Here is a 23,836-nt window from a genome sequence, read left to right as displayed (position 1 = left end):
GGAAATAAGTATGATTATTAAGAAAATTGTTACGGGAATTGTTGCATTGGCTATTGTAAGCACTATGGCTGTTACTACTGCATTAGCAACTACGTCAGCAACCAAAGAGGTATATGGTCAGTCATATGCTTATTATATCCATCGTGTAAAAGTTAAAACCGATAAGGATAATCAGTATACTATAGACGATGTTTATTATCGTATAAATCAAAATAAGTAATATTAAGAGGACTAAATGAAATACGTTTTTATTAACCTGAAAAATTTTGCCGTAAAGAATGTACTTATCTTTATTCTATTTATTGTTTGCGCCGTTACTGATGTGCTTATAATATTGTTTTCACATGGTGCATTTCAGAATTTTAAAGCAAGCAAGGATTTTGAAAAGCAAAAGAAGTATGTATTTAACTATACTTTTTCATTTGGCGATATAATAGATACTCAGGAAGACAGTGATGGCAGGATCTTGTCTTATTTTGGAACAGATTCTATAACTCCTGTTCAGCTTCGGGAGGTGCTTGACAAGCTTGATGATAATTCTAAAGCGTCAATGCCGGGTATGTATTTTGGTTTAATGTTTGATCAAGACGAGCTTAAAATTGATGAGTGTTTTGACGGCGGTCAACCGTATCTTATGTCTGCGGTGCGCATTCAATATGATGAGGAGCTGAATGATTATAGTTTATACGAATCGTATGTCGACAACATGAGTATACGCAAAGGCAGATATTTTACTAAGGAAGAATATGCTTCAGACGAAAATCTGGTCGTGCTGCCTAGCGGCGCAAAAGACGATATGATCGGCAAGAATGTTGAACTGCTTGGCAAAAGCTATAAGGTCATAGGCATATTCGGTAATACTGTACAAGAGGAATTTCAGGTGCCATTTAAAACGTTGGGTGATAACTGCACTATTTCAAGCATAAGTTTTCTTGATGACAATGCTCTAGATACAGAAAGCTTTTTTAAGCTGAAAAAAGCTTTCAGCGAAGTTCTAACGTGTAATGTTAATTTTCCTCCGATAGACACGATCGATATGACTGAAATAAAATTCTACAATTCCGTTATATTTATGTCCGTAGCCGTTGCGATAGCTTCTGCAATAAATCTTGCAATGCTTTTCAGATACATAATAAGATCCCGTGCTAAACAGACTGCTATATTCATGCTGTGTGGCTGCACGTCAAATAAAATAAGACGGATGTATATAGCCGAGATAGGTATGATATCAGTGACGATATATGTGATATTTGCATTGGTATTCAATTATGCGCTGCTTCCTAAGCTTACTTTGTTTTTTGAGTATATCAAGGTCGCATATAATTTCAGGGTATATATGACCATATTTGGAATATATATTATTTCTATTTATTTGTTCCTTAACATTGTGATATTGTTTACCAATAAAAGATCCCCTGTGAAAATGATGAAAGAGAGGGGAAAATAATATGATAAAATATGGTTTAAAAGAATTTGCAAGAAATATCTACAGCAATATTTTTATCGCTGTTCAGCTCGCCATTGCATTTATTATAATGACGGCGGCTGTTTCTTCTGTTCTTTCAAGAATAGAGATGTATACTCCTGTAAAGAAATACTTTCCTGATGGCAAGGGACTATATATATGTAATATATATGATACTGCTCCTCTTGACAGTGAGCTTAAAAATATTGATGATGTGGAGTCGGTGACAAGCGGATATGATACAAGCTTGTATTATTCTCCGTCATCAAAAGATCTATCTAATGGACTTGGTGACGATAGAATGAGCGTTAATGCTTTATCTGAAGATATGATAAAGTCATTTACGCCGCAGATGAGTTCGGGAAAATGGCTGTCTAATGCGTCGGCTAACGGAGATCTGATACCTGCTGTTGTGACTGAAAACAGCAACTACAAAACGGGTGACATAGTTACCATTATGCACAAAGAGAAAGTAGGGGAGATGTCCCCTGATGATGAGGATTTTGACTATGCTGATCCTTATAAGTATGAGTATGTTAAGAACAAGGTGGAAATTGTCGGTGTCATAGCTGACGGCTCACAGTTGCTGGGGTTTTCATCTGCATATTTAGGCACTGAGGATAGTATAAAAGAAAAGCCTGATTTCAGAGATCTTTATGCTAATGTCAATAAGCATGGCAACATGATGCTGATAGTTCCGACAGACTGTCTTAAAGATATAAACTGTAAAATATATCCTTGTGGCAATCAAATAGTAACGTTAAAGGATAATGTAAGCAATGAGCGTTTTAAGGAGCTTGAATTATATCTGAGGGATTATGGCAGGGTTTTTGACTTTGAGGATTTCAGAGAAAATTCGCTTGTCTATATTAATGGTCAGCTTATCAAGCTTGTTCCAATGCTTATATGCGTGATAGTTCTTGTTATTGTAAGCTCAGTTTCGGCTTCGGCAGTGAACATAAAAAAGAGACTTGGAGATTATGGTATCTATTATCTCTGCGGAGCAAAGTGGAACGCATATATCAAGATAGATCTTGTGTGTGATCTTATGACCGCAGTTATGGCAGCCGCCATTGCAGTGTGTATTTCAAATGTTCTTACTATGAGCAAATTTATGGGAAATACAGTGATAAGTTTTGGTTGGCTGCACTTGATCGGCTGTGTAAGTATCGTTATCTTGAACATTCTGATCTCACTTTTGATACCGGGCGTTATAATGAGACGAAATACACCAAATGAGATCTTGATGATAAATGAATAAGAGAGGCATTATAATGATAAAGCTTGATAAAATAATAAAGATATATAATCCAAAGAAAGCCAATGAATATGAGGCTTTGCATGGGGTATCATGCGAGATATCAGACGGTGAAATGGTAGCGATAATTGGAAAATCAGGCGCAGGAAAATCCACGCTTTTGCATATCCTTGCCTGCATAGACAGCTATCAGAGCGGTGAGTACACAATTGACGGCACTTTGGTAAAAAATTTATCGGAGGGGCAGTATGCACAGATAAGAAATGAAAAGATAGGCATTGTAATGCAGGACTTTGCACTTGTTGAGGATTTTTCTGCCCTTGAAAACGTATTGATCCCATTGGATTTTGCAAAGAAAAAGATAAAGAATAAAAAAGAAAAAGCTCTTGAAGCATTAAAAGCTGTTGGTATGGGGGATCTTTCTAAGAAGCCTTGCAACAAGCTTTCGGGAGGACAGAAGCAGCGTGTTGCTATAGCCAGAGCAATTGTCAACGAGCCTGCCATGATACTTGCGGACGAGCCTACAGGAGCGCTGGACACAAAGACCTCGGCCGAGATAATGGAGCTTTTCAAACGCCTTAACAAAGAGGGAAAAACAGTCGTTATCGTTACTCACGATCCAAAAGTCGCAGAACAATGCAGTCGTGTTATCGAAGTGTCTGACGGTAAGATCATATAGAAAAAATCCAATTTCCGCACATCAAATGCAAAAATCACATTTTGATATCGGCTGTTTAGCGTGATATTTTGTGGGTGTGACATATCCTAATAACATAATTCGAGCTTTTTTCATCTTTCTTTTCTTTATATCTGTTTAATAAGAGTAAAATTGTCAGAAGTAAAAAAAATTGGCCGCACCCGTGAAAGGTGCGGTCATTAGTATTTTGTGGCGGAGCGTTAGTTTTGGTTTGGTCTGTATGTTTTTGCCATGCGTGAGAAGTGTGAAAGAAGCTTGCTGTCAATGAACTTGCTCACTGCTGTGACGGCAGGTCTTGCGCCTGATTTCACGTTGTAGGTGTCGGCTGTTATCTTATCTACTGCCTTTGCAAGCTCATCTGCACTGAACAGGGAGTCCATATTCAGCTCAGGGTGAAGCCTTTTGATGACTTTTATTTCGCTCGCAAGCCGTTTTTCAACTATCTTTCTGTACACCGATCTTGATATCTCGCTGAAAGTGTATTTCTGTGAGAAGCGGTTGATAAGTTCGACGTCAAAATAGTCGGAAAGGTCGCTTATGAGTTGTGTTTCCGATGTGCTGTCTGAGTTGAATCCAATGCTTCTGCTCTTTGCGGTACAGCCTGCGTTGGTGGTGGCTATTATTATGGACTTTGAGAAGTCTATAACGTTTCCTTGACTTGTGGTGAGAATGCCCTCGTCAAAGACAGACATGAATAGTCTTTGCACGGATCTGTCGCACTTTTCAAACTCGTCAAGGAGTATCACCTGATAGGGATTTGAGCTTATCAAAGGGCAGTTCAACATTGCTGTCGCTTCCAAGATAGCCTGCAGGCGAGCCTATAATGCGGTTTATGCCTGCGTCATAATAGAATTCCGACATATTCAGTGTGATAGGTTTCTCGCCTGCACAGTTTTTGGCTATTATCTTTGCGACCTCTGTTTTGCCCACTCCGCTTGGTCCGATAAAAAGCATTGTAAAAGGCTTTTTGGTCGGCCTGATGTGGAGAGAATGGAGCTTAAGCACATTGACAAGGTCGTCTATGACAGCTTCCTGACCGCAGACGGCTGAGAGGTCACGGTGAAAGTCTCTCTCGTTAAAGGCGTGGGGCGTGCTGTGACCTGATGTCATGCGGAAAGCCGTTTCTTTTATATGGCGGTCGGTGAGAGTAATTTTCATCTTCTTGTCAGAAGCGTTCTTCACCACGGCGGAAGCTATGGAGCGGTCAAGTAGCGTTATGGCATTGTCAGGGCGGTGTGAGCCTGAGTAGCAAAATTCGTCTGCGATATCCACAATGTGCTCTGCCTTGTTTCGGCTCAAAGCGAACGAGATGTTATAGTGTTTGGCAAAATGCTCGTTCATGCTGAGAAGGATCTCCACTGTCTGCTCATGGTCTGCTTCGTCAACTATTATCTTTGTCATACGCCTGCAAAAGGCAGGGTCGCTGTCGATGAGATTTGCTTCCTGGGTCGTTGTCGCTCCTATGAGCTTTATTTTCCCACGGCTCAGAGCAGGCTTCAAGATCTGAGCGACGATCCGATATGCCTTTTCCTCAAAAAGCATATGTATTTCGTCGATAAACAAAATTCGCTTCTCGTCCTGGTCGCTCATATAGTTTATGAGCATTTTGACCTTATTTTCAAGGTCACCCATAAGACCTGAATCTGCCACGATATCAGAGAGCTGGAGGGCATATATCCTATAGCCTTTGAGCTGTGGTACGATGTTCTCGCTGCTTTTGAGCCTGTAGGCAAGCTCCTCCACTATCTTGGTTTTTCCACAGCCCGCAGGACCGCAGAGCAGTGCGTTGGGCTTGTCTGAGCTTATGAGAACAGACATCATCAGAGAGAGTATATTCTCTCTGAATTTTGTTTCTGTCTTCCTTGTTTCGGCAAGGTCGAAAAGCATTGTTTCGGGGTCAAATACCTTTGCTGTAAATGGATTTTGGCTCGTGTTTTGAATCTCCACAGGATCAGGCTCGTAAAGCTCGTCCAGTGGGTCAAAATCATCGTCCTCGGAGGTGTTGATACAATCATACGCCTCATATTTCTTGATGTATTCTATATCTTCTGTTTGTGGCATTTTTATTCCACTCCTTTCTTGGTGTTTTGTTGACGTCTTCTGCGCCTTTTGAAATTTTCACGCATACGGGCAATGCTGAACGGCGCTAATATCAGCTCCTCGAATATCGTGTATGCGCAGTTGCTTGGAATAGTATCCCTCACAGTGGCGAGCATTTTGCCCACTGTACAGCCACCATGATCTTCATTTTGGTAGTTCCCCGACCACGCTTTTTGATATGATAATACTCTGTACAGTCACATTCCAGACAAACCAAACCTTATGGAAAACGCAATTCAAATAGAAACTCAAGGCATTTGTCTTTTGAGTTCAATTTCATCTAAAAAACTATGATGCTGAGCTTGCTTTTGAGTGTGTTTCTTTTAGGCATAACGATTTTACCTCACTTTTTGTTGTTATGCCTATATTATATCATACTATCTGTCCATTTGTTTGGACTTTTGCTTGCTGAGAAAAAATGATAGTCATAAAGAAAAATAAGGATCGTTGGTTATATATAGACAAGAAAATAAACAGGCTTTTGGGAGAGAAAGAGATACAAGGGCTTTATGACGGGCTGTCAGGCAAAAGAAACGATCAAGAGGACTATAACTACAGAGTAGCTTTTGTGAAAGGTCAGCGCAGAAATGATATCTGTTGTACCTTATGGTATCAAGACTGCACGGCTTATGAAAAAGCACCGCTGACATACTTTGATATGTGTGTTTTTGACGCTGTTTGCACTATATGGAATAATAACAGAAAGGAGTTTTATCTCAACACCATATGGGAACTTCTCAGCGGAAACGAGGACATTAGATTTTCACGAAATGCACTTAAAGACAAGCTAAGAGAAAGCGTGGAAAAGCTCCAAAGGCTTAGGATTTTTATAGCAGGCACTGAAAATGCTCCGCAGGAAGTCGGTGACAACATAGGGGAGAGATTTCTTAATGTACAGAGAGGTCAGGATATCAGTGGCAGAGAAGTCTACGAGATAAGATCCTGCCCGAGGTTGTGGACATATGCAGTGGAAACACAGGAGGGGCAGATAGCACGAGTGCCTTTATACAAACTAGACGGGCGGAGATATTTCAAGTTGGACAGTGGGCAGGACGGTTTCGATTGTTCTAATATCTCAGCGCTGTGCGACCTTTTGAATGACCCCGATGAACGTATTAAGATCATCAGGAGAATGAAAAAAGAGTCAATACTTGACCCGGAATACAAATGCAGCATATGGAAAGTTGTTTTGCATTTTTATCTTGCCCACAGGCTGTCCATAATAAAAAGAAAGAACAAGATGAGATTTATAAGCTATGATACGATAGTGAAGCTTATGGAGGACTATCTACCTGAAAGTCTGAAAAACGGCAAGAAGAAGGAATTGCTTCGCCAGTGGAGCTTTTGCTATATGACGTGGGCGACCCTGCCAAGGCAAGAGTATCATTGGTGGGTCTGCGAGGAATTTTTTGACGAAAAAACGGATAGCCCGGTGGGGATAGTGATAAAAAGGAAAAAGCTCGAGAGGTGGGGGAATTGAGAGGTGATAAAAGCAAGGCTCGGCTTTTTTTCCTATCTTCGTGTGGTTTTTTGTGTATTCATATAAAATATTGGCGCTTGGCGTAAAATGTCAGGATAACCCATTGACGTGTTGTGCATAAATTGGTAAAATGATATCAGAGTGTTTATATACAGCCGTTTTTTTCGTTGTACTCTGCGAGATGCACCAATTGTTGTGCATTTCGCGTGATATAATTATCTCATAAAATAAACAAGGTGCTTTTATCATGAGTACATAACATGGTTTAGTAAAATATGGCAAGCGTCAGCAGCGATATTGCAAAACGCATAACTACAGCGAGTCGCTGTGGAAGTTTCAGGAAATAGTAGCTTTATCAAAAGCTTTTTCACCGAATCGGATTTAATTCCATTAAATAAAATTCGGCTCCAAAGCATTTGAATCTTGTGCTGACGCTTGTCATTTTTTTTTTTTGAGGTGACAAAATGAATGATATTGATAATGATATCATAAGGATCTCAGAGGAGCTTGATGTTCCTTTGAAAAAGCTTTATATGCTTAGCAACAACCGAATACGCTATCATAAACGAAATCAGAGAAAGTGTTATTCAAATTACCGCAAGGTGATAATACATCGTGGCAGAGGGCATAAAAACAGGGTGTTAAAAGTGCCGAACGAATATCTCAAGCTCGTTCAAAGAAGGATACTTGAAAGGTATCTTTACACGCTGTCCGTATCTGAGTATGCCACTGCATATTGCAAAAACTCTTCGCTTTTGAAAAATGCAGAGCCGCATATTGGTCAACAGAGAGTGCTTAAACTTGATGTTTCAGGCTTTTTTGACAGCATTGATTTTGGCAAGGTCTATGGGGTCATGTGCGAGCTTGGATTTTCTAAGCCTGCTACAACGCTGCTGACAAATATATGCACTCATAACAGCATACTGCCACAGGGTGCGCCAACATCTCCGCAGATATCGAATTTGGTGATGAAAAGATTTGATGAGAGGATAGGCAAGTGGTGTGGAGAGCGTGGCATAAATTACACAAGATACTGTGATGATATGACATTTTCAGGTGGAAAAGCTGTGCTTAACGCCAAAGAGATAACGCAACTTGTGAGCAGGGCGTTGTGGAAAATGGGTTTTAAGCTGAACATGAAAAAAACGACGCTTATCGGTTCATCGCAACGTCAGCAGGTAACGGGGATAGTAGTCAACGAAAAGGCGCAGATCTCGTCGAAACAGCGTCGGGAGATACGTCAGGAAATATATTACTGTGAGAAATACGGAGTTTCCCAAAGCCTGTTTTTCAAAGGTGCTGACATTACGCCTGAGAAGTACATAAATTCGCTGCTGGGCAGGATATCCTTTGCATTGCAGATAGACCCTGCGGACGTGAAAATGCGAGAGTATTTCAAGGCGGCGAAAAAACTCAAGAGTGAGGTGTGCGGGGGAAAGTAGGGCAGAACATGGAAGGTATGAAACTTCAGATAACAAAAGCTCGGAAACAGCACAATGTGCTATCTCCGAGCTTTAAACTTTGGTGATCCGTACGGGAATTGAATTAAACCGCACACCTGATGTGGTCTTTAGTAAAATGCGAAAAAGCCCGATTTTGCGGCGTTTTTGAGCAATGCAATTGTAGTGATTTTAAGCCGATTTCGGTGATTTTTAGCACAAATAAGTGGCAAACAAGTGGTTGAAAGTGGCGCATTTCTACCAGGAAGAGTACCGTATGCGTAATGACAGCAGGCGGTCGTTTTTTTATTAATACTGCTTTTTTGTGAGATCAGAAACCAATTGTTTTCCATCTTCTTTCTCTTCTTCAAATAATTCCATAGCAATAGCTTCACGATCACACTTTAATTTATCAAGTATAAAACTATGTCATAATTCAAAACTTTTAATCACATCATCCCGTGTGAATGCATAAACTTCATATGTCGTTTGGATGCGGTGCAGATTTATTCGGCAGATTGTACTAAATTTTCGCAGGCATACTAGCGTATGTCATGGGAATTTTGGACAATATGACGGATAAAGATTTGCCGCAGATAAGCCAACAGAATTTAGAGATGACCACATATTAAGGAATCACTGAATAAATCACAGTACTATATTATAAGTTTTAAGTATATCGTCCTTTTTAGCGTAAAATGCTTCGATAATACTATGATCCGGCGAAAATATCTCATTATTGCAACATTCTGAATAAACATATTCTTCTTTCATAATCTTGCTCTCCGTTTCATCAAGACACAGCCAGCTTATCTGATAACCGTTTATCCTGTAAACAGTTTTTTCTTTAAAATCAAGAGTCTGCGCAATTATGAGATATTTCTTCCCTGGTACCATAAAATTCATGCCGCCAAAATCCAGCGAGAATAGTTTTTCAGAAGGTGTCTCTATCTCCATGTCCTCAGCATTCATTAACCGCTCTTTGAACTCAGCCTCTGTTTCGTAGTGAAAGCCGCCTTTGATTTCAACATCAATGCTGTCTGTTTTGATATTACCCTTTATGACCTTATCCACATCAAGGGTGCAGAAGGTACTGCCCTTTGAAAAGGAAAAGCTGTCCTGTGGAGTTCCTACAAATATGGCTGTTCCGTAAAGCCCAATGCCGTAGTCTGCATTCTCACTGTCAAACTGAGAAAAGCGATCATACAGTTCCTCTGTATCATGGATCACAGCAATATAGTCACAATTGCTGTTATGTATCTTCTCGATAGTGTCCATGCGGGTTATTCCTACATCCTCTGACAAGCCCCTTGCATGTAAGCAAAGCAGAAGGGTGACTGCAATCAAAGCCGCCTGTAAGGTCAAAAATACTTTCATATCATTCCTCCCGGACAGCGCCATTGTCAACTCTGAATATCTTATCGCTCAGAAGGGCGATATCCTCCTTGTTGTGACTTGCAACACAGACTATTGCCCCTCGCTTTGCCTGTGCAGAGATCAGCTTTCTGATTTCGTCAACACCGCTGTCATCAAGACCATTTGTAGGTTCATCGAGGAGCAGCACATCGGGTTCCTCCATAATAGCCTGTGCAATAAGTATCCTCTGCCGCATACCGAGGGAATATTTTCTGATCGGGCGCTTATCGTCGGGATCAAGCCCTACCTCCGAGATAGTCTCACGAATTTTGTCTTTGCTTATCTTCTTTTTTATCCCTGCCAGCAGCTTCAGATTTTTATATCCCGACAAGTCCGGAAATAGTCCTGCATTTTCAATAGCAATACCCACACTGGGCAGAGCGTCAATGTCCTTGTGCAGCACCTTGCCGTCTATCTCAATGCTGCCGCTTGTAAGATGTATAAGCCCCGATATCGCACGGAAAAGCATGGTCTTACCGCTGCCGTTTCGCCCTACAAATCCGTAGATATTTCCGCCCTCCAGTGTAAGAGACACATTGTCGATCACTGTGCTGTTTTTGAATTTTTTAACTGCATTTTTAACTGTTATCGTTGACATTTCTATCCCCTCACACTAATATCTCTTTGTTGTTAAGGCTAACATCAGATCTGTTCACATAGGTGCAGAATATGACACACACCGCAAATAAGATCACTCCCATTACTATTACTGACGTTACAATGCTCCGCCTGTTTTCTGACATATTAAAAATGACAGCCAAAGGGTTTATGTTTTTTATGAGGGTATTCTCAAAGCCGTACCTTGCAGATATAACAAAGGCATAATGTGCTGCCGCTCCGACAGATAATCCGATAGTACTGCCGAACAATGCCGAGAAAAGATTTGTGGTGGTAATAAGTATCCAAATGTACAGTATCATCATCATGGTTATCCCAACTATTTTTCCTATATCCCCGGGCTGATTTGCAACGCCCATTTTGGCAGTCATTAACCATATCACAACCACGTTGACAAGGACTATAACAGCGCTCTGCAAATATATACGAGCCGAGTTTTTGACGAACCATTTTGTTCTCTTGTTCTCTCGGATAAAAACATAAATATCGCTGACGTTCAGGTTATCAGACATGGTATGTCCGAACATAAAAAGATAGACAACAGCCACAGTCAATGTGTACAGCATAAAGGGCAGGCTTGCATCACGAAGTGCTGTAAAACCGAAAGCGTTTCCGATAAACAAAAGATCAAAACTCTCATCGTATTCTCCCAGACTGCGCTCTGCGAGAATGTTGAAAAAATTACGACCGTTGAATATCAGTGACAATGGGACAATAGATGCGATCATTAGAAGCATTTTCTTCATTCTCTCACTCCCTAGATATAGTCTTTTCTGCCACAGAAAAGCAGCAGAGCCGAACTCACGACTATCACCGCACCCATAGCAATGAAAAACGCTAAATAGTTCACTCCACTCCTGCCGTCACAGTAATAGTAAGTAACATATTTGAATGGATCGAGTGCGGTATATTTTTTATCTATATCATCATTCATGCTGTAGTTTTCAAGGAACTGCATTATGTTTATGATAAGAAATCCGACCCCGAAGGTCAGCACTTTGTTCCTTCTGCAAAACACCGAACAGGCAAGAGCAAGCACCCCGAACACTCCCGACATCAGAGAAAACATAAAAGCATGAAGCATACTGTACAGAAAGGGCGCAGCCGCCAGCAGTTCTCCAAAGGGAGCATTGGGGTAGTCTGTGGCACGCATAACGCCGAAGCCGTTAAAACGCCAGTTCGGGTTGAATAGATTTGCTCCCATGGAATTATCGAAGATGAGATAATTAAGACAGCCGTTTATCATCAGCGGAACGAAAAATATCAGAAATGAGCCGATAAATGCAGCTGTGATCTTTGATATGATGTACCTTCGTTTACCGCAGTAGGCACACAACAGAGTATCCGTGTTGGCTGCCTTGTCGGTAAGTATCGAAAAAGAAAAGGGCAAAGCACACAGGAATGGGAACAGCAGCTCAAGATAGCTGAGCAGTCCTGAGGGTACACAGAGGATAAATGCTTCAAAGGAAGTTATGACCGACGATGGGTCGTTCCCGGGAAAGCCGTCTCCTTCCATTCGTAGGGCGGTAACACCGTATGAACTGAAAACAACCTCTAAGAGACATATCATCATCATTGCCGAAAAGCCGAACATAAAGCCCTTTTTGTTAAGCATTATTTTTGTTTGGGTAAGTATACTTTTGATCATATATTTGCCTCCGTAGGTTTATATTAATACATAGAGGAGAAGATTCACTTCTCCTCCGATGTATTATCCTTACATAAACCTGAATTCACCAGACACCTTGCATTTGCAGCCTGAAGTCTTGTTCTTAACATATCCATAATAGGTTTTATTACCTCTGCACATGGATGAATCAAACGAATATAACTGGTTAGTGTTATATACATCAACATAATCGGAATAGCCCCCCGTCTTAACCTTAAATCGGGGTGTTCCTTTGCTATAGCCGCTTACGCTTGAAATTGATGTTGCCCATACACCATACGCATAGTCAATTGAATAGCCTGATGTAGTTGTAATAGGGTTATAGTCGTCAGAATGTGCAAGTTCATTGCTGAACGAAGCTGTACCATAAGCGTTTACACCTATAGCCGACATCGATGCCATCATCATAACAGCAGCACCCATAGCTGCAATTCTCTTAACGATTTTTTTCATATTAAACGTCCTTTCTCAATATAAGTGTAATTTTCTTTAAGTTTTGTTGCAGAGTATTTTAATTTCATCATATCACACAATTATTGCAATGAATAATTGTGCAAAATAAATATTCACATCTTCATTGGATTCACCAAACCTTTCTATTTTTATTACACCAGTTATGTATCAGAAAATCAACGTTCCGCTGTTGACTTCCAGATACTCGTATTTACTTCCGCTGTAAACATATACATGAGCTTCAGTACGATATTTTCTTCCTGATACCGCCGATGAATATGTATCGCTGACGTATGCGCTGCGTCCGTTCACTGCTTTTGTAACAACATCAACATTACTCCAAGCACCGTTTGAATATTCCTGTAGATACAGATAAATGCTTATCTTTGTTGCTGTGGATTTGCCCTTAGCATCACATTTATAAGCTATATTTGAGCCTGAACGATATACACTTGTACTAACATTGTCTGTGTACAGATACATTAATTCTATACCCGGTTCTACATAATCGATTACGCTATTCGCCGAAACACTCATACTAAGCGAACACATCATAATGCATATAGCCATTATCGTAGAAATCATTTTCTTCATAAAAAATGTGCACTCCTTTCCTCAAAATTTTGTTCCCTTTATATACTGAGATACAAGTTTGAGTAAATTTGTACACACTTTTCGTAAAAAATATTTTATTTTGTAGGATTAACCGAATTTGCCATTTCAATTATGTCATTTTTGCACAAATCTCCGTTTATGGAATATACATAATTTCCATCATTCCAAACAATGATAGATGAGTTGTCATCATAGGATAAAAACGCTTCACAGCCTGATACGGTAACATATTCTGTTTTCCTATTTTCAGTATCAATATTATGGGTTGCCGTTAATGGACTTTGAGAATAAAAAATGATTTTATTTTTGAAACGATAATCAATGCCTAAATGTGCAATATCCTTAATTCTGCTTTCTTCTACAAATCCTTTTGGAATAAACGTCGGCTCATAATAGATAAATTCATCGTTCATATCATCTGCGGGAATAGCTCCTTGAACAGCATGCACATCAGCGTTATTTTCATTTTGCGAGACAAACAAACCTACGAACCATTCTCTTAACTGTGGAACAGCGGCAACTGTAATTGTACTCATCATTAAAACTGCCGCTATAATAAAAATAGTCTTCCTCAGAGTTGTTTTTATCAAAGGATAATACGGTCTGCTTCTGTCCTTTATCAGCCTGTTTACTTTCTTTTTGTAAGTCTCTGAAAAATCACATTCGACATCTGCGATAGATTCCATTTCTCCTGCACACGGCAGTATTACCGCTTGTTCGATAGCTCTATACAATGCTGTATTTTCATTCACTAATATCACCTCGTAATTTTTCAAACAAAATCTGTTCAGCCTTTCTCAGATATTTATATACAGCGTTCCGTGAAACTCCCATAAGTTTGGCGGTTTCATCGGCATTGTGTCCGTAATAATAAAAATATGTAATTGCGACTTTGTATTTTTCTTCCAGTTCGCTGATTGCCTTAGATAAATCGGCAACATTATAATCGTTAAATTCATCGGCGGAAGGAATATCTCTCATTTCTTCATGAATGTCATTGTAGAAATGCTTTTTTTCTTTGTTATAAAGTCTATAAGAAGCGTTTCTAATAGTTATAATCAAGTAAGCTTCCATTTTGTACACGGGTAAATTGTGAATTTTATGAAAATTATCGGCTATTCTATAAAATGTTTCCCATACAGCTTCTTCCGCTAATTCATGTGATCTTAAAATCTTAAACGACTCGGTATATAGCTTTTTTTCAAACTTTTTTACTAGTTGTTCAAAACTTTTTTTATCTTCATCATCGTTTATCAATGCCAGACAAATGGCTAACATAATATCACCCCTTTAACTTCATTTGTTAGTATATAACAAGTATATCACTAAAAGTTAAATATTTCAAGCGTAAAGATACAGAAAACTCAGACTTAGCCACATGTAAATTCTTCAGCCAATCGGAATACTCATAACGGGTAATATCCTTGCCCTGCTTGCAGGTGCGCCTATCGTCAGCCTGACCCGATCGTCCTTTCCTTGGAGGTTCCATGCCACATAACCTGTACAAACTCGCAGAGCTTAACTGTTGTTCAAATTCATCGTTTGTAAATTCCGGTGAGGTCATAGCGGAATGGTAAAGTTTCTCTGATTTAGCCAAAAGTGTTCGCTTCTCGGCATTTTTCTCTTTGGGCTTTTTCTTGGCAAAATCCATCTGATTGCACGTTCTGTTTGGATTTTCAGGCGAAGGCATATCGCAGTATTTTGTCTTATAGCCGCCGTTCACAATAAAAAATCTGTTGCAGTTCAGACACCTGCGTATCTGATGCCCGACCATAAGACCTTTGAAAAAATCAACTTTCAGAAGCGATTGCAGTCGCTTGGCGTGGTAATATTCGGCAATAAGATACTCTCCGCTGCCCTCTGCCTTCTCTCTCGGAACAAGGTTCATATCGAGATTGTCGGTAAGATCATAGCTCATCCATGGGTCATTGATTGGATTGGCTATTTTCTTGTACGAAAGGCGAAGCACCACGAGGAGTAGTATTCCGTTGACACCAAGAAGTTCACAGAGGGCAGATTTCGTTTGCATGAGCTTACCCGTGAGATGTGCCTGGAGCTGATCGAGTATATCACCCTTGATGCCTATGTGGAGGGGCAGCCTCGTGAAATCTACATCTACTACAAGCTGCTCGACGAACCTCTGAAAGATAAAAGAAGCCTATTTAAAGGCGTATTTACGTTATTTACCCAGCATATGAAAGTGTGTTACTATTTGGCAAGACGACAACGCTTTCTGTCTACAGTCATATGTTTCAGGAGTATCAGGTCAAAGCTTGCGATGCTGTTGCAAACGCTTTGAAGTTCAATAGCGGCTCATAACAGCAAAAAATCTGAAGTCGGAGCTTCGGATTTACATACTTATTTTGCAGAAAAATACTTCGATTTTGCGACGTTTTTGAGCAATGCAATTGTAGTGATTTTAAGCCGATTTCGGTGATTTTTAGCACAAATAAGTGGCAAACAAGTGGTTGAAAGTGGTGCATTTCTACCAGGAAGAGTACCGTATGCGTAATGACAGCAGGCGGTTAATTTTTAATTAAAAGCTATGCGACGAGGGCAAGCTTGTGTGCGAGATTGACAAGAGCGAGCCGCCTCGGCATTGTTATGTGGCGAGAAGGATGTAGTACTTCATAGGCATATCCATAGCAAAAGGCGGACTAAACATCCGCCTTTTTGTTTGTTATGACAGTTCAGAAAGTGATCTCATCACAAGGTCAATATCCTTGCTTTCGAGCTCTTGTATGATATGTAAATACGTTTTCTGTGTTGTTGTCATGCTTGCGTGACCAAGTCGTCTTGCTACACTTGCGATTGAAACGCCCGCAAAAAGTAAAAGCGAGGCGTGGGTATGACGAAGTCCGTGTACCGAAATAACAGGTACATTAGCTTTTTTACAGTGTCTTTCCAAAATGTCATTGACTGTTGAATTGTATATTTTCGAGCCGCATTTGACAAATATCGGTTCGTCTCCGGGCAACTTCTTAACCAATCTAGAGAACTGAATTACCGTCATCCAGTCCATCTGTATCTTACGTACGGATGACTGATTTTTGGTAGGCAGAAAACCGCCGTCACCTTTATAATTCCATGTCTTGCTGACAGATAGTGTCTGACGCGGAAAATCAAAATCTTTGGGAGTAAGTGCAAGCGCTTCCGAAAAACGCATTCCTGTCTTGGCAACAAGAAGAATAAACCAGTCCCAATTAATTTCAGGCTCAAGATTAAGAGTGTTAAGCAGTGTATGCAATTCAAACTGATTAAGGTACTTTACCTTCTTTGCTTTGGGCGGTCTGCCTTTAATAATTACTTTGCGCGTCGGATCACGCTCGATTAAACCCTCATCCACCGCGTCAAGTATTGCACATTTCAGCTGATGATGAAAATCCATCGTAGTCTGTTTCTCGTGGTAAACCGCATAATCATTTATCAACTGCTGATATGTGATTCTCGAGAGTTCATGCACCTTTAAATCGGGTGCTAAACGCTTAAGCCAGGACTGCGTCATAAGATACTTGTCCATCGTGACCTTGCGTATTGCTCCCTCCTTGTAAACTCTTATCCACTGTGCATAATATTCATGGAATAAGGCGTCCTTGGTGATTGACTTTAACATTTTATACCTCCTATTATTTCGGCTTATAGCCGTTTTTAACTGGTTTTATTAATTGAATGAATAATTGCAAACAAATTTACTGACGCTTGGGAACAGCGTGAGTTGGGGGAGGTGATTATTGTAGGCAATGGAATGGATTACAAAGATTTGAACGAGGGCGATATTCCTGTTTATGGAACGGGTGGATATATGATTAGTGTCGATAAAGCACTTTCATATAAAAAGGACGCAGTTGGAATTGGTCGTAAAGGAACTATTGATAATCCTTATGTTTTAAAAGCTCCATTTTGGACAGTAGATACGTTATTTTACTGCATTCCAAAAGAAACGTATGACATTAATTTTGTGTTTGGAATTTTTCAAAATATTGATTGGAAAAAGAAAGATGAATCAACGGGCGTGCCAAGTTTATCAAAAATCAATATAAATTCAACCGATGTAAAAAGTCCGTCACTAACTGAACAACGAAAAATCGGGCAGTATTTCACCCACCTCGACCGCCTTATCACCCTTCATCAGCGTAAGCAAAAAAACAGGAGCCAAGAATGAATCTTGACTCCATACGGCTCACATTATGTTATTATTCATTAGTTGAAATTTCAAAGCCGCCGCTCAGGATGAACTCTCTTAAAAGTTTATCCAGCTTTGAGCGAACCTTTCGCTTGGGGATTTCGGTTTTCTCTGCTTTCTCGAAATATTCTTTTGCCACATCAATATTAACCTGCTCAACAAGCTTATCATATCTACCGAAAGCATTTATATCCTCTTCCGTAACGTGCAATGACATGAACTTCTTCAAAGCAGTTTCGTTAATGCCCAGGTTTCTTGCAAAATTACAGAACTGGTCACTTTTTGCTCTTGACTGATATTCGGTGATGTAATCAAGAATTGTTTTGTCATCATCAATAACAAGCTCAGCATTCTGAATATCCTTCAAAAGAATGTTGGCATACTTCTGCTGATCTTGCGATAGGTTGGCAAATGATTTATGCAGCTCGTTTAACATGACATTTCGTGTTTGTTCATCAGTGCCGTCACCCATCATCTTGATATACTTTCTGAAACGGGAATTCATATATTCGGCATCAATTTTATCCGTAGAAAGCGACATCAGATAAGGTTCAATATCATACGGCTCATCGTCGGAACCGCCCGATCCACCCGTGCGCAGCTCTTTGTAACGCCTCAGAAGAATGTTATAAATGTTCTCATCAAATAAAAGCGTTACAATGTCCTTGTTTCCGTTATCGTCTTCAAATTCATAGTCACGTTTCTCCCAAACAAAGCCCTGAACCCTTGCCGATTCAAGGAATTTGTTGAGCTCCTTAAACAGTTTTGAAAACTTTCTTTTCTCCGTCACATCATCGGGAAGTCTTGAAAAAATCAGGGATTCCTGCAATCTTGAATATATCATTGATATCCGAAAAAGCAGCATTCATATTTTCAAGATTTTGTATGAGCTTTGCTACGAAAATGCCGTAAGGCTTTTGTCCCGAATATTGCTCGAAAGCATATTCTATAATATTTTTCATAGTGTATGGTCTGCGATAGTAACGAATGATTCCATGGGGCTTATCATCATTGAACACACGGTTTGTTCTCGAAAATGCCTGAATAATCATTTCGATATTTGACCACTTATAAAACTTATCCATATACAACGTGTTAAGCCACTTGGAATCGTAACCCGTAAGCATCTGATCTACAACAATGAGAATGTCAAGACACTTAGACGGCTCATTTTCTACAGCGGTATAGGGTGTTTTATGTGCCAATCTTGCACACACGTCACGCTTAAATGAGGCGTATCCCGAGATATTAAAGCACGTACCGAATAGACTGTTATAGTCTTCGAGCATCTGGGCTATACCATCAATTTTTTCGATAGAGCTTTCGTTGTTTCCATCGCTGGGATCAAAAACGGCAGTTGTTTTCAAACCGCAGTCACGCTGGGCAAACAATTTGTAATACTTGATTGCCTCGGGGATGCTGCTTGTTGCGAGTATTGCATGAAACTTTCCGTTGTGGCTCTGGCTCACCCAATTATCTAGAATATCATCAATTACTGCTTTTCTGTGTTCATCACGGTTATACTGTGCATCTGTAAGACATCCCTCGATACTTTCTAGCGAATCGCCGTCATCATCAAGCTGTTCTCCCATAGGTACGTCATACATCCAATGCATATAAATTTTTTTCTTGCTGTCATTGGCAAAGACTTCGGTTTCATCCTGTGCTTTTGCCTTTTCAAGTGCAACCGCTTTTCGCAGGTCTTTGTCTTTATATGTAGGCTGAGGAACGCTGTCAAATCCGAGGACATTGCCGTCACGCATACCGTCGGCAACCGTATACCTTGTGCCCTCAAGTTCATCGCCGAATACATCAGCTGTGGTGGAATCCTTTTTCTTGTTGATTTCAAGAATCGGAGTGCCCGAAAAACCTATGAAAATCGCGCGTGGGAATGTGTATTTTATAGATGAAAGCATACGGCCGAATACACTTCTGTGGCACTCGTCAACGATGAAAACAATACGCTTGTTATTAATTTTTTCAATATCATCATTGTTTATTCCGTCTTCTGCCTTGATACGGCTCATTTTCTGAATAGAGGTTACAATCAGAGTGTCGCCTACATTATCACTTTTCAGCTTGGAAATCAGCACTTCAGTATTTTCAGTTGACTGAACGTCATCTGTTTCATCGGCAAAACCTCTGTATTCACGCAGCGACTGCATTCCAAGTTCAATTCTGTCCATAAGGAAAACTACCTTGTCGGCATCCTTGGAATTTGCAATAAGCTGTGCGGATTTGAAACTTGTCATGGTCTTACCCGAACCGGTTGTGTGCCATACATAACCGCCGTAAATGCTTTTATCGTCCCACTTCATCTCACTGACACGACGGGAAATCTTACTTGCAGCATAATACTGATAGCTTCTCATAACTTTAAGTGTGTTGTCGGTCTGATCTGCAACCGTATAGAAACCTATCATCTCGTGCGCCATAGGAATTGACAAAAGCCGCTCGGCAATCATATTCCAATCATTAATCGGATTGTTATATTTATCTGCCCAATGAAAGCAGAAAGTTTTTCTGAACTTATCATCACTTCCTGGGTTGGCAAAATAGGTACATTCTTCGGGATTCATTGCAACAAACACCTGCACAAGTGAAAACAGCCCCGTAAACACACCTTCGTAGAGATATTTACGAATCTGATACTGTGCTTCACTGACAGGTACGTTGCTTTTTTTCAGTTCAACGTGAATGACAGGCATTCCGTTAATCAGCAGACAGAAATCGCCGCGGCGATTGGGATAAATGCTGTTCTTCGCCTTGAATTTCGGCTGCTGTGCAATCTGATAACGAGTTCTGCCTGCGGCTATTTCATTGCGGTCAAAGATTTTGAGCGATATCGTCTTCTTGAAATTGTGCGTGTCATTTTCGTTGTCACGGATAATCTGCACAGTTCCGCCATTAATAAATCCGTTTAGATTCAAAGGCGTGCGAAGCTTGGCTATCTGCCCCATAATCTGTGCCATTTCACCATCTGTCATCGGGAAATCGCCCAAACGGTCAATATCTCTGTTGTTTTCAAAGATGATTTTTGCCCAGTTATCAAGCAAATCTTTTTCGGTAGGATATTTTATTACGCCGTCTTTCCAGCCCTTTTCTTCCACAAGACATTTTATCAAGGCACTTTCAAACGCTGTCTCACTGTCAAATCCCATTAGTAGTCACTCCCTTATGCAGCATAATTACTGCTTTTCTTTTTTATTTTCTATCATGCGATCAATATTGTCGTATGCATCTTCAATTTAATCGATTTTCCTTACACAAACATCTTTTCAAGGCAAGATTTTTTGATATTTTTAAGTTTTTCAAGCTTACGCTGATGAAGGGTGATAAGGGAGTCGAGATGAGAGAAATAAGCTCCGATTTTCTTCTGTTCAGCAAGACTTGGAACAGATAATGCAAAATTAGCATACTCCTGAGCATTGACACCAGGCTGTCCGGAACGCTGAGAAGTGATACGAATATAGCTATCATAACTGTCTGTCAAAGTATTCTGAAACACAAAATCCGCATCATAATCGCTTTTGATTTTTGCTCGGATAAGGAAGCCTGCAAAATACAAATCACCGTCAGAACGGCGATAAATATAGGTTTTTCCTACACTCGCTCCGGTTCTTGCAAATAGAACATCGCCCTCTTGCAGTAAATAATCATCTGCGGTTGAAAAGTCTATGTCGGGTGATGTGAGATCATCTTGCAAGAATAGATGTGTCGAATCATCTATGTCTGTAATTCGTATATATTTATGCTTGCCGTCATATTCAGTGGCGGCAGCGTTTAGACCATATTCAAATGATTCTGAAATCTCGCCCAACTTACGCTGTTCCCAAGCGTCAGCTAATAAGCACGGCTATAAAAACACTTAAAAATATATATTTAGGAGGAAACTATGAATAAACAGCAACTTGCAAACAAAATATGGGAGTAAGCAAATAAAATGCGCTCCAAAATTGAGGCGAATGAGTACAAGGACTATATTCTTGGCTTTATTTTTTATAAATTTCTTTCCGATAAGGAAGTTGAGTATCTGAAAAAGAATGACTGGGAAGATGCAGATCTGTCCGAACTCGTTGAGGAAGATACCGACATTGTCGAACAGTGCAAGAAGAATATAGGCTATTTTATTTCATATGAAAATCTTTTTTCAACTTGGCTGAAAAAAGGCAAAGATTTCGATGTTTCCAACATTACAGATGCATTATCGGCGTTTGACCGTCTGATTGACAGCACTCACAGAAAAGTTTTTGACAAGATTTTTGATACTTTGCAGACCGGACTTTCTAAACTAGGTGAGACAAGCGGTGCAAGAACAAAGGCAATCAGTGACTTGCTTGGACTGATAAAGGATATCCCGATGGATGAAAGACAGGGATATGACGTGCTTGGTTTCATCTATGAGTATCTGATTTCCAATTTTGCAGCGAACGCAGGAAAAAAGGCAGGCGAATTCTATACTCCGCACGAGGTGTCGCTGCTTATGTCCGAAATCGTTGCAAATCACCTTAAAAGCAAGGAAAATATTGCTATATATGACCCAACCTCCGGTTCAGGCTCACTCCTTATAAATATTGGACGCAGTGCCGCAAAATATATGGATAGCGAGCAGGTTCAGTATTATGCGCAGGAGTTGAAAGAGAATACATACAACTTGACAAGAATGAATCTCGTAATGCGCGGAATTACACCGGCAAACATCTTTACAAGAAATGCGGACACCCTTGAAGATGACTGGCCGATTGATTTGGACAGCTATCCGCCTGTACTGCGTGTTGACGCCGTTGTTTCAAATCCGCCATACTCTCAGCCGTGGAATCCCGAAGGAAAGGACTCCGATCCTAGATATAGTGAATACGGTCTTGCACCAAAGAGCAAGGCGGACTATGCGTTTTTACTGCATGATTTGTATCATATCAAACCCGATGGAATTATGACAATTGTTCTGCCACATGGCGTTCTGTTCCGTGGCGGTGAGTAAGGTGAAATCCGTAAGAACCTTATCGAGAAGAACCAGATCGACACAATTATCGGACTCCCTGCAAATATATTCTTTGGAACGGGTATACCGACAATCATTATGGTTCTGAAGCAACAGCGTGGCGACTGCAACGACGTTCTGATTATTGACGCATCAAAAGGCTTTGAAAAGATTGGAAAGAACAACAAACTGCGTTCATCTGATATTAAGCGTATTGTTGATACCGTAAGTGCACGCAAGAATGTGGACAAGTTTTCAAGGACTGTCAGCCGTGAAGAAATCAGAAAAAATGATTATAACCTGAACATCCCACGTTATGTGGATTCTTCCGAGAATGCTGAAAGCTGGGATATTTATGCGTCTATGTTCGGTGGAATTCCTGCCAAAGAGCTTGATGGACTTTCGACTTATTGGAATGCTTTTCCGAACCTGAGAAGTGCGCTGTTTGGTGATAACGGTGCGGAGTATGTCCACTTTTCTGTAGAGGACATAAAAAAGGCTGTACACGAACATTCCGATGTAACCGGCTTTGCAAGCTTGTTTGAAACAGCTTTTGCAGATCTTGATACTTATCTTTATGATGAACTGATCGGCTGTGACCAGACCGCAATTAACACATCTAAGGAAGAAAGCACTCTTTCTGACAATATTTTTGCAAGACTTGCTGACATTCCTCTAGTGGACGTTTATGAGGCTTACCAGATACTTGATAACGAGTGGAGCAGAATCGCAATTGACCTTGAAATCATTCAGACAGAGGGATTTGGTGCTGCAAGACAGGTCGATCCCAATATGGTTATCAAGAGGAAAGACAATAAAGAAATCGAAGTTCAGGAAGGCTGGATAGGACACGTTATTCCGTTCGGTCTTGTTCAGTCTGCGTATTTTTTCGATGAACTTTCAAAGCTGAATGAATATGAAACAAGGCTCTCCAAAATTGCATCCGAATATGAGAAACTGCTTGACGGACTTAGCGAAGAGGACAAGTCAAGGGCTTTCGTAAATGATGACAAAACTGCTTTTGTTGCGGCGGAGGTTAAAAAGTCAATAAAGGTGAGAGATGTTGAAGACGAGATCATTGCTGTACTCAAGAAATATACCGATCTTGCCAAAGAGGAAAAGACTTTGAAAAAGCAAATCAAGGAAGACAATGCGGCTTTGATTATAAAAACAAAGGCGGCGATCGAACAGCTGACCGACGAGCAGATCAGAGAATTCCTGAAAGCAAAATGGATCACCCCTGTTGTGACCGAGCTTTTTAAGCTACCCGTTAATATTGTAAACGAGTTGATTTCAAAGCTTGAGGTGCTTTCCAAGAAATATGAAACCACTTTTGAAGAGGTTGACGAAGAAATCAAAGAGACCGAAAAATCACTTTGTACAATGATTGACGATTTAGTCGGCAACGATTTTGATATGCAAGGTCTGGCAGAACTGAAAAAACTGCTGGGAGGTGTGTAAA

General features: G+C 40.3%; 21 protein-coding genes and 2 pseudogenes. 8 read left to right on the top strand and 15 right to left on the bottom strand.

All coding sequences use genetic code 11. The annotated features are described in order from the left end of the window. Nucleotides 1-10: 10 nt before the first annotated feature. From AB5123_RS03990 to AB5123_RS03975, 4 genes are read left to right on the top strand one after another with little or no spacing between them, the layout of a single operon-like run. A complete protein-coding gene (locus tag AB5123_RS03990) occupies nucleotides 11-220 on the top strand; it encodes a hypothetical protein (RefSeq protein WP_117904097.1) in 210 nt (69 codons plus the stop codon). A 15-nt stretch (nucleotides 221-235) separates the two neighbouring features. Beyond that, complete coding sequence (locus tag AB5123_RS03985; protein WP_278645711.1) at nucleotides 236-1,447, top strand: ABC transporter permease; 1,212 nt, start codon at nucleotides 236-238, stop codon at nucleotides 1,445-1,447. 1 nt (nucleotide 1,448) lies between these two features. Then, on the top strand, nucleotides 1,449-2,726 hold the full coding sequence (locus AB5123_RS03980; RefSeq protein WP_302414072.1) for a hypothetical protein: 1,278 nt from the start codon (nucleotides 1,449-1,451) through the stop codon (nucleotides 2,724-2,726). 13 nt (nucleotides 2,727-2,739) lie between these two features. Continuing rightward, complete coding sequence (locus AB5123_RS03975) at nucleotides 2,740-3,402, top strand: ABC transporter ATP-binding protein (RefSeq protein ID WP_022288376.1); 663 nt, start codon at nucleotides 2,740-2,742, stop codon at nucleotides 3,400-3,402. A gap of 218 nt (nucleotides 3,403-3,620) precedes the next feature. Here AB5123_RS03975 and AB5123_RS03970 read toward each other — a convergent pair whose 3' ends face one another. Both AB5123_RS03970 and AB5123_RS03965 read right to left on the bottom strand, forming a co-directional pair. Then, nucleotides 3,621-4,205, bottom strand: coding sequence for an AAA family ATPase (locus AB5123_RS03970; RefSeq protein WP_256322272.1), 585 nt, complete (start codon nucleotides 4,203-4,205; stop codon nucleotides 3,621-3,623). Continuing rightward, entirely contained in the window at nucleotides 4,153-5,481 is a 1,329-nt protein-coding gene (locus AB5123_RS03965; RefSeq protein WP_347504075.1) for an AAA family ATPase, read from the bottom strand. Before AB5123_RS03965 ends, AB5123_RS03970 begins: the two co-directional genes overlap by 53 nt. A gap of 457 nt (nucleotides 5,482-5,938) precedes the next feature. On the opposite strand from AB5123_RS03965, the gene AB5123_RS03960 reads away from it, so the two are divergent. Both AB5123_RS03960 and AB5123_RS03955 read left to right on the top strand, forming a co-directional pair. Then, complete coding sequence (locus tag AB5123_RS03960) at nucleotides 5,939-7,000, top strand: hypothetical protein (RefSeq protein ID WP_368364539.1); 1,062 nt, start codon at nucleotides 5,939-5,941, stop codon at nucleotides 6,998-7,000. 464 nt (nucleotides 7,001-7,464) lie between these two features. Next, nucleotides 7,465-8,442, top strand: a complete 978-nt coding sequence (locus AB5123_RS03955) for a reverse transcriptase family protein (protein ID WP_289148068.1) — start codon at nucleotides 7,465-7,467, stop codon at nucleotides 8,440-8,442. A gap of 645 nt (nucleotides 8,443-9,087) precedes the next feature. Here the strand turns inward: AB5123_RS03955 and AB5123_RS03950 are convergent. The 10 genes from AB5123_RS03950 to AB5123_RS03905 form a co-directional block, all read right to left on the bottom strand. Further along, entirely contained in the window at nucleotides 9,088-9,816 is a 729-nt protein-coding gene (locus AB5123_RS03950) for a hypothetical protein (protein WP_022127451.1), read from the bottom strand. 1 nt (nucleotide 9,817) lies between these two features. Beyond that, nucleotides 9,818-10,453, bottom strand: a complete 636-nt coding sequence (locus tag AB5123_RS03945) for an ABC transporter ATP-binding protein (protein ID WP_022127450.1) — start codon at nucleotides 10,451-10,453, stop codon at nucleotides 9,818-9,820. Between the two features lie 10 nt (nucleotides 10,454-10,463). Continuing rightward, nucleotides 10,464-11,219, bottom strand: coding sequence for a DUF2705 family protein (locus AB5123_RS03940; RefSeq protein ID WP_022127449.1), 756 nt, complete (start codon nucleotides 11,217-11,219; stop codon nucleotides 10,464-10,466). Between the two features lie 11 nt (nucleotides 11,220-11,230). Then, nucleotides 11,231-12,121: a hypothetical protein gene (locus AB5123_RS03935; RefSeq protein ID WP_022127448.1), complete on the bottom strand. Its 891-nt coding sequence runs from the start codon at nucleotides 12,119-12,121 to the stop codon at nucleotides 11,231-11,233. Between the two features lie 69 nt (nucleotides 12,122-12,190). Further along, complete coding sequence (locus AB5123_RS03930; protein WP_022127447.1) at nucleotides 12,191-12,595, bottom strand: hypothetical protein; 405 nt, start codon at nucleotides 12,593-12,595, stop codon at nucleotides 12,191-12,193. 168 nt (nucleotides 12,596-12,763) lie between these two features. Continuing rightward, nucleotides 12,764-13,189 carry a hypothetical protein gene (locus AB5123_RS03925; protein WP_267301966.1) on the bottom strand — a complete coding sequence of 142 codons (426 nt, stop codon included), beginning with the start codon at nucleotides 13,187-13,189 and terminating at the stop codon, nucleotides 12,764-12,766. 95 nt (nucleotides 13,190-13,284) lie between these two features. Continuing rightward, entirely contained in the window at nucleotides 13,285-13,962 is a 678-nt protein-coding gene (locus tag AB5123_RS03920) for a DUF4367 domain-containing protein (protein WP_022127445.1), read from the bottom strand. Further along, on the bottom strand, nucleotides 13,955-14,488 hold the full coding sequence (locus AB5123_RS03915) for an RNA polymerase sigma factor (RefSeq protein WP_022127444.1): 534 nt from the start codon (nucleotides 14,486-14,488) through the stop codon (nucleotides 13,955-13,957). Before AB5123_RS03915 ends, AB5123_RS03920 begins: the two co-directional genes overlap by 8 nt. 25 nt (nucleotides 14,489-14,513) lie before the next feature. Next, nucleotides 14,514-15,239: a DUF6076 domain-containing protein gene (locus AB5123_RS03910; RefSeq protein ID WP_158455044.1), complete on the bottom strand. Its 726-nt coding sequence runs from the start codon at nucleotides 15,237-15,239 to the stop codon at nucleotides 14,514-14,516. Between the two features lie 651 nt (nucleotides 15,240-15,890). After that, nucleotides 15,891-16,823: a site-specific integrase gene (locus AB5123_RS03905; protein WP_022126623.1), complete on the bottom strand. Its 933-nt coding sequence runs from the start codon at nucleotides 16,821-16,823 to the stop codon at nucleotides 15,891-15,893. Between the two features lie 60 nt (nucleotides 16,824-16,883). On the opposite strand from AB5123_RS03905, the gene AB5123_RS03900 reads away from it, so the two are divergent. Then, nucleotides 16,884-17,372 carry a restriction endonuclease subunit S gene (locus AB5123_RS03900; protein ID WP_337812274.1) on the top strand — a complete coding sequence of 163 codons (489 nt, stop codon included), beginning with the start codon at nucleotides 16,884-16,886 and terminating at the stop codon, nucleotides 17,370-17,372. A 31-nt stretch (nucleotides 17,373-17,403) separates the two neighbouring features. On the opposite strand, the gene AB5123_RS03895 is transcribed toward AB5123_RS03900, so the two are convergent. From AB5123_RS03895 to AB5123_RS03885, 3 genes and pseudogenes are all read right to left on the bottom strand, one after another. Beyond that, nucleotides 17,404-18,237, bottom strand: coding sequence for a type I site-specific deoxyribonuclease HsdR family protein (locus AB5123_RS03895; protein ID WP_022126698.1), 834 nt, complete (start codon nucleotides 18,235-18,237; stop codon nucleotides 17,404-17,406). Next, nucleotides 18,185-20,554 (bottom strand): type I restriction endonuclease subunit R, encoded by a 2,370-nt coding sequence (locus AB5123_RS03890; protein ID WP_022126699.1) that lies wholly within the window; start codon nucleotides 20,552-20,554, stop codon nucleotides 18,185-18,187. The genes AB5123_RS03895 and AB5123_RS03890 overlap by 53 nt, the downstream gene beginning before the upstream one ends. 101 nt (nucleotides 20,555-20,655) lie before the next feature. Then, a pseudogene (locus tag AB5123_RS03885) lies at nucleotides 20,656-21,219 on the bottom strand (restriction endonuclease subunit S); the annotation flags it as partial. A 117-nt stretch (nucleotides 21,220-21,336) separates the two neighbouring features. Here AB5123_RS03885 and AB5123_RS03880 point away from each other — a divergent pair. Beyond that, nucleotides 21,337-23,835: pseudogene (locus AB5123_RS03880) on the top strand (type I restriction-modification system subunit M). Nucleotide 23,836: the final 1 nt, after the last annotated feature.

This window comes from Ruminococcus sp. RTP21204st1_B2_RTP21204_210225, from assembly GCF_040914135.1.
GTDB classification, from domain to species: Bacteria; Bacillota; Clostridia; order Oscillospirales; family Ruminococcaceae; genus Hominimerdicola; species Hominimerdicola aceti.
The sequence above is the reverse complement of the archived record's forward strand: the minus strand, read 5'-3'. Positions and strand labels throughout refer to the sequence as shown.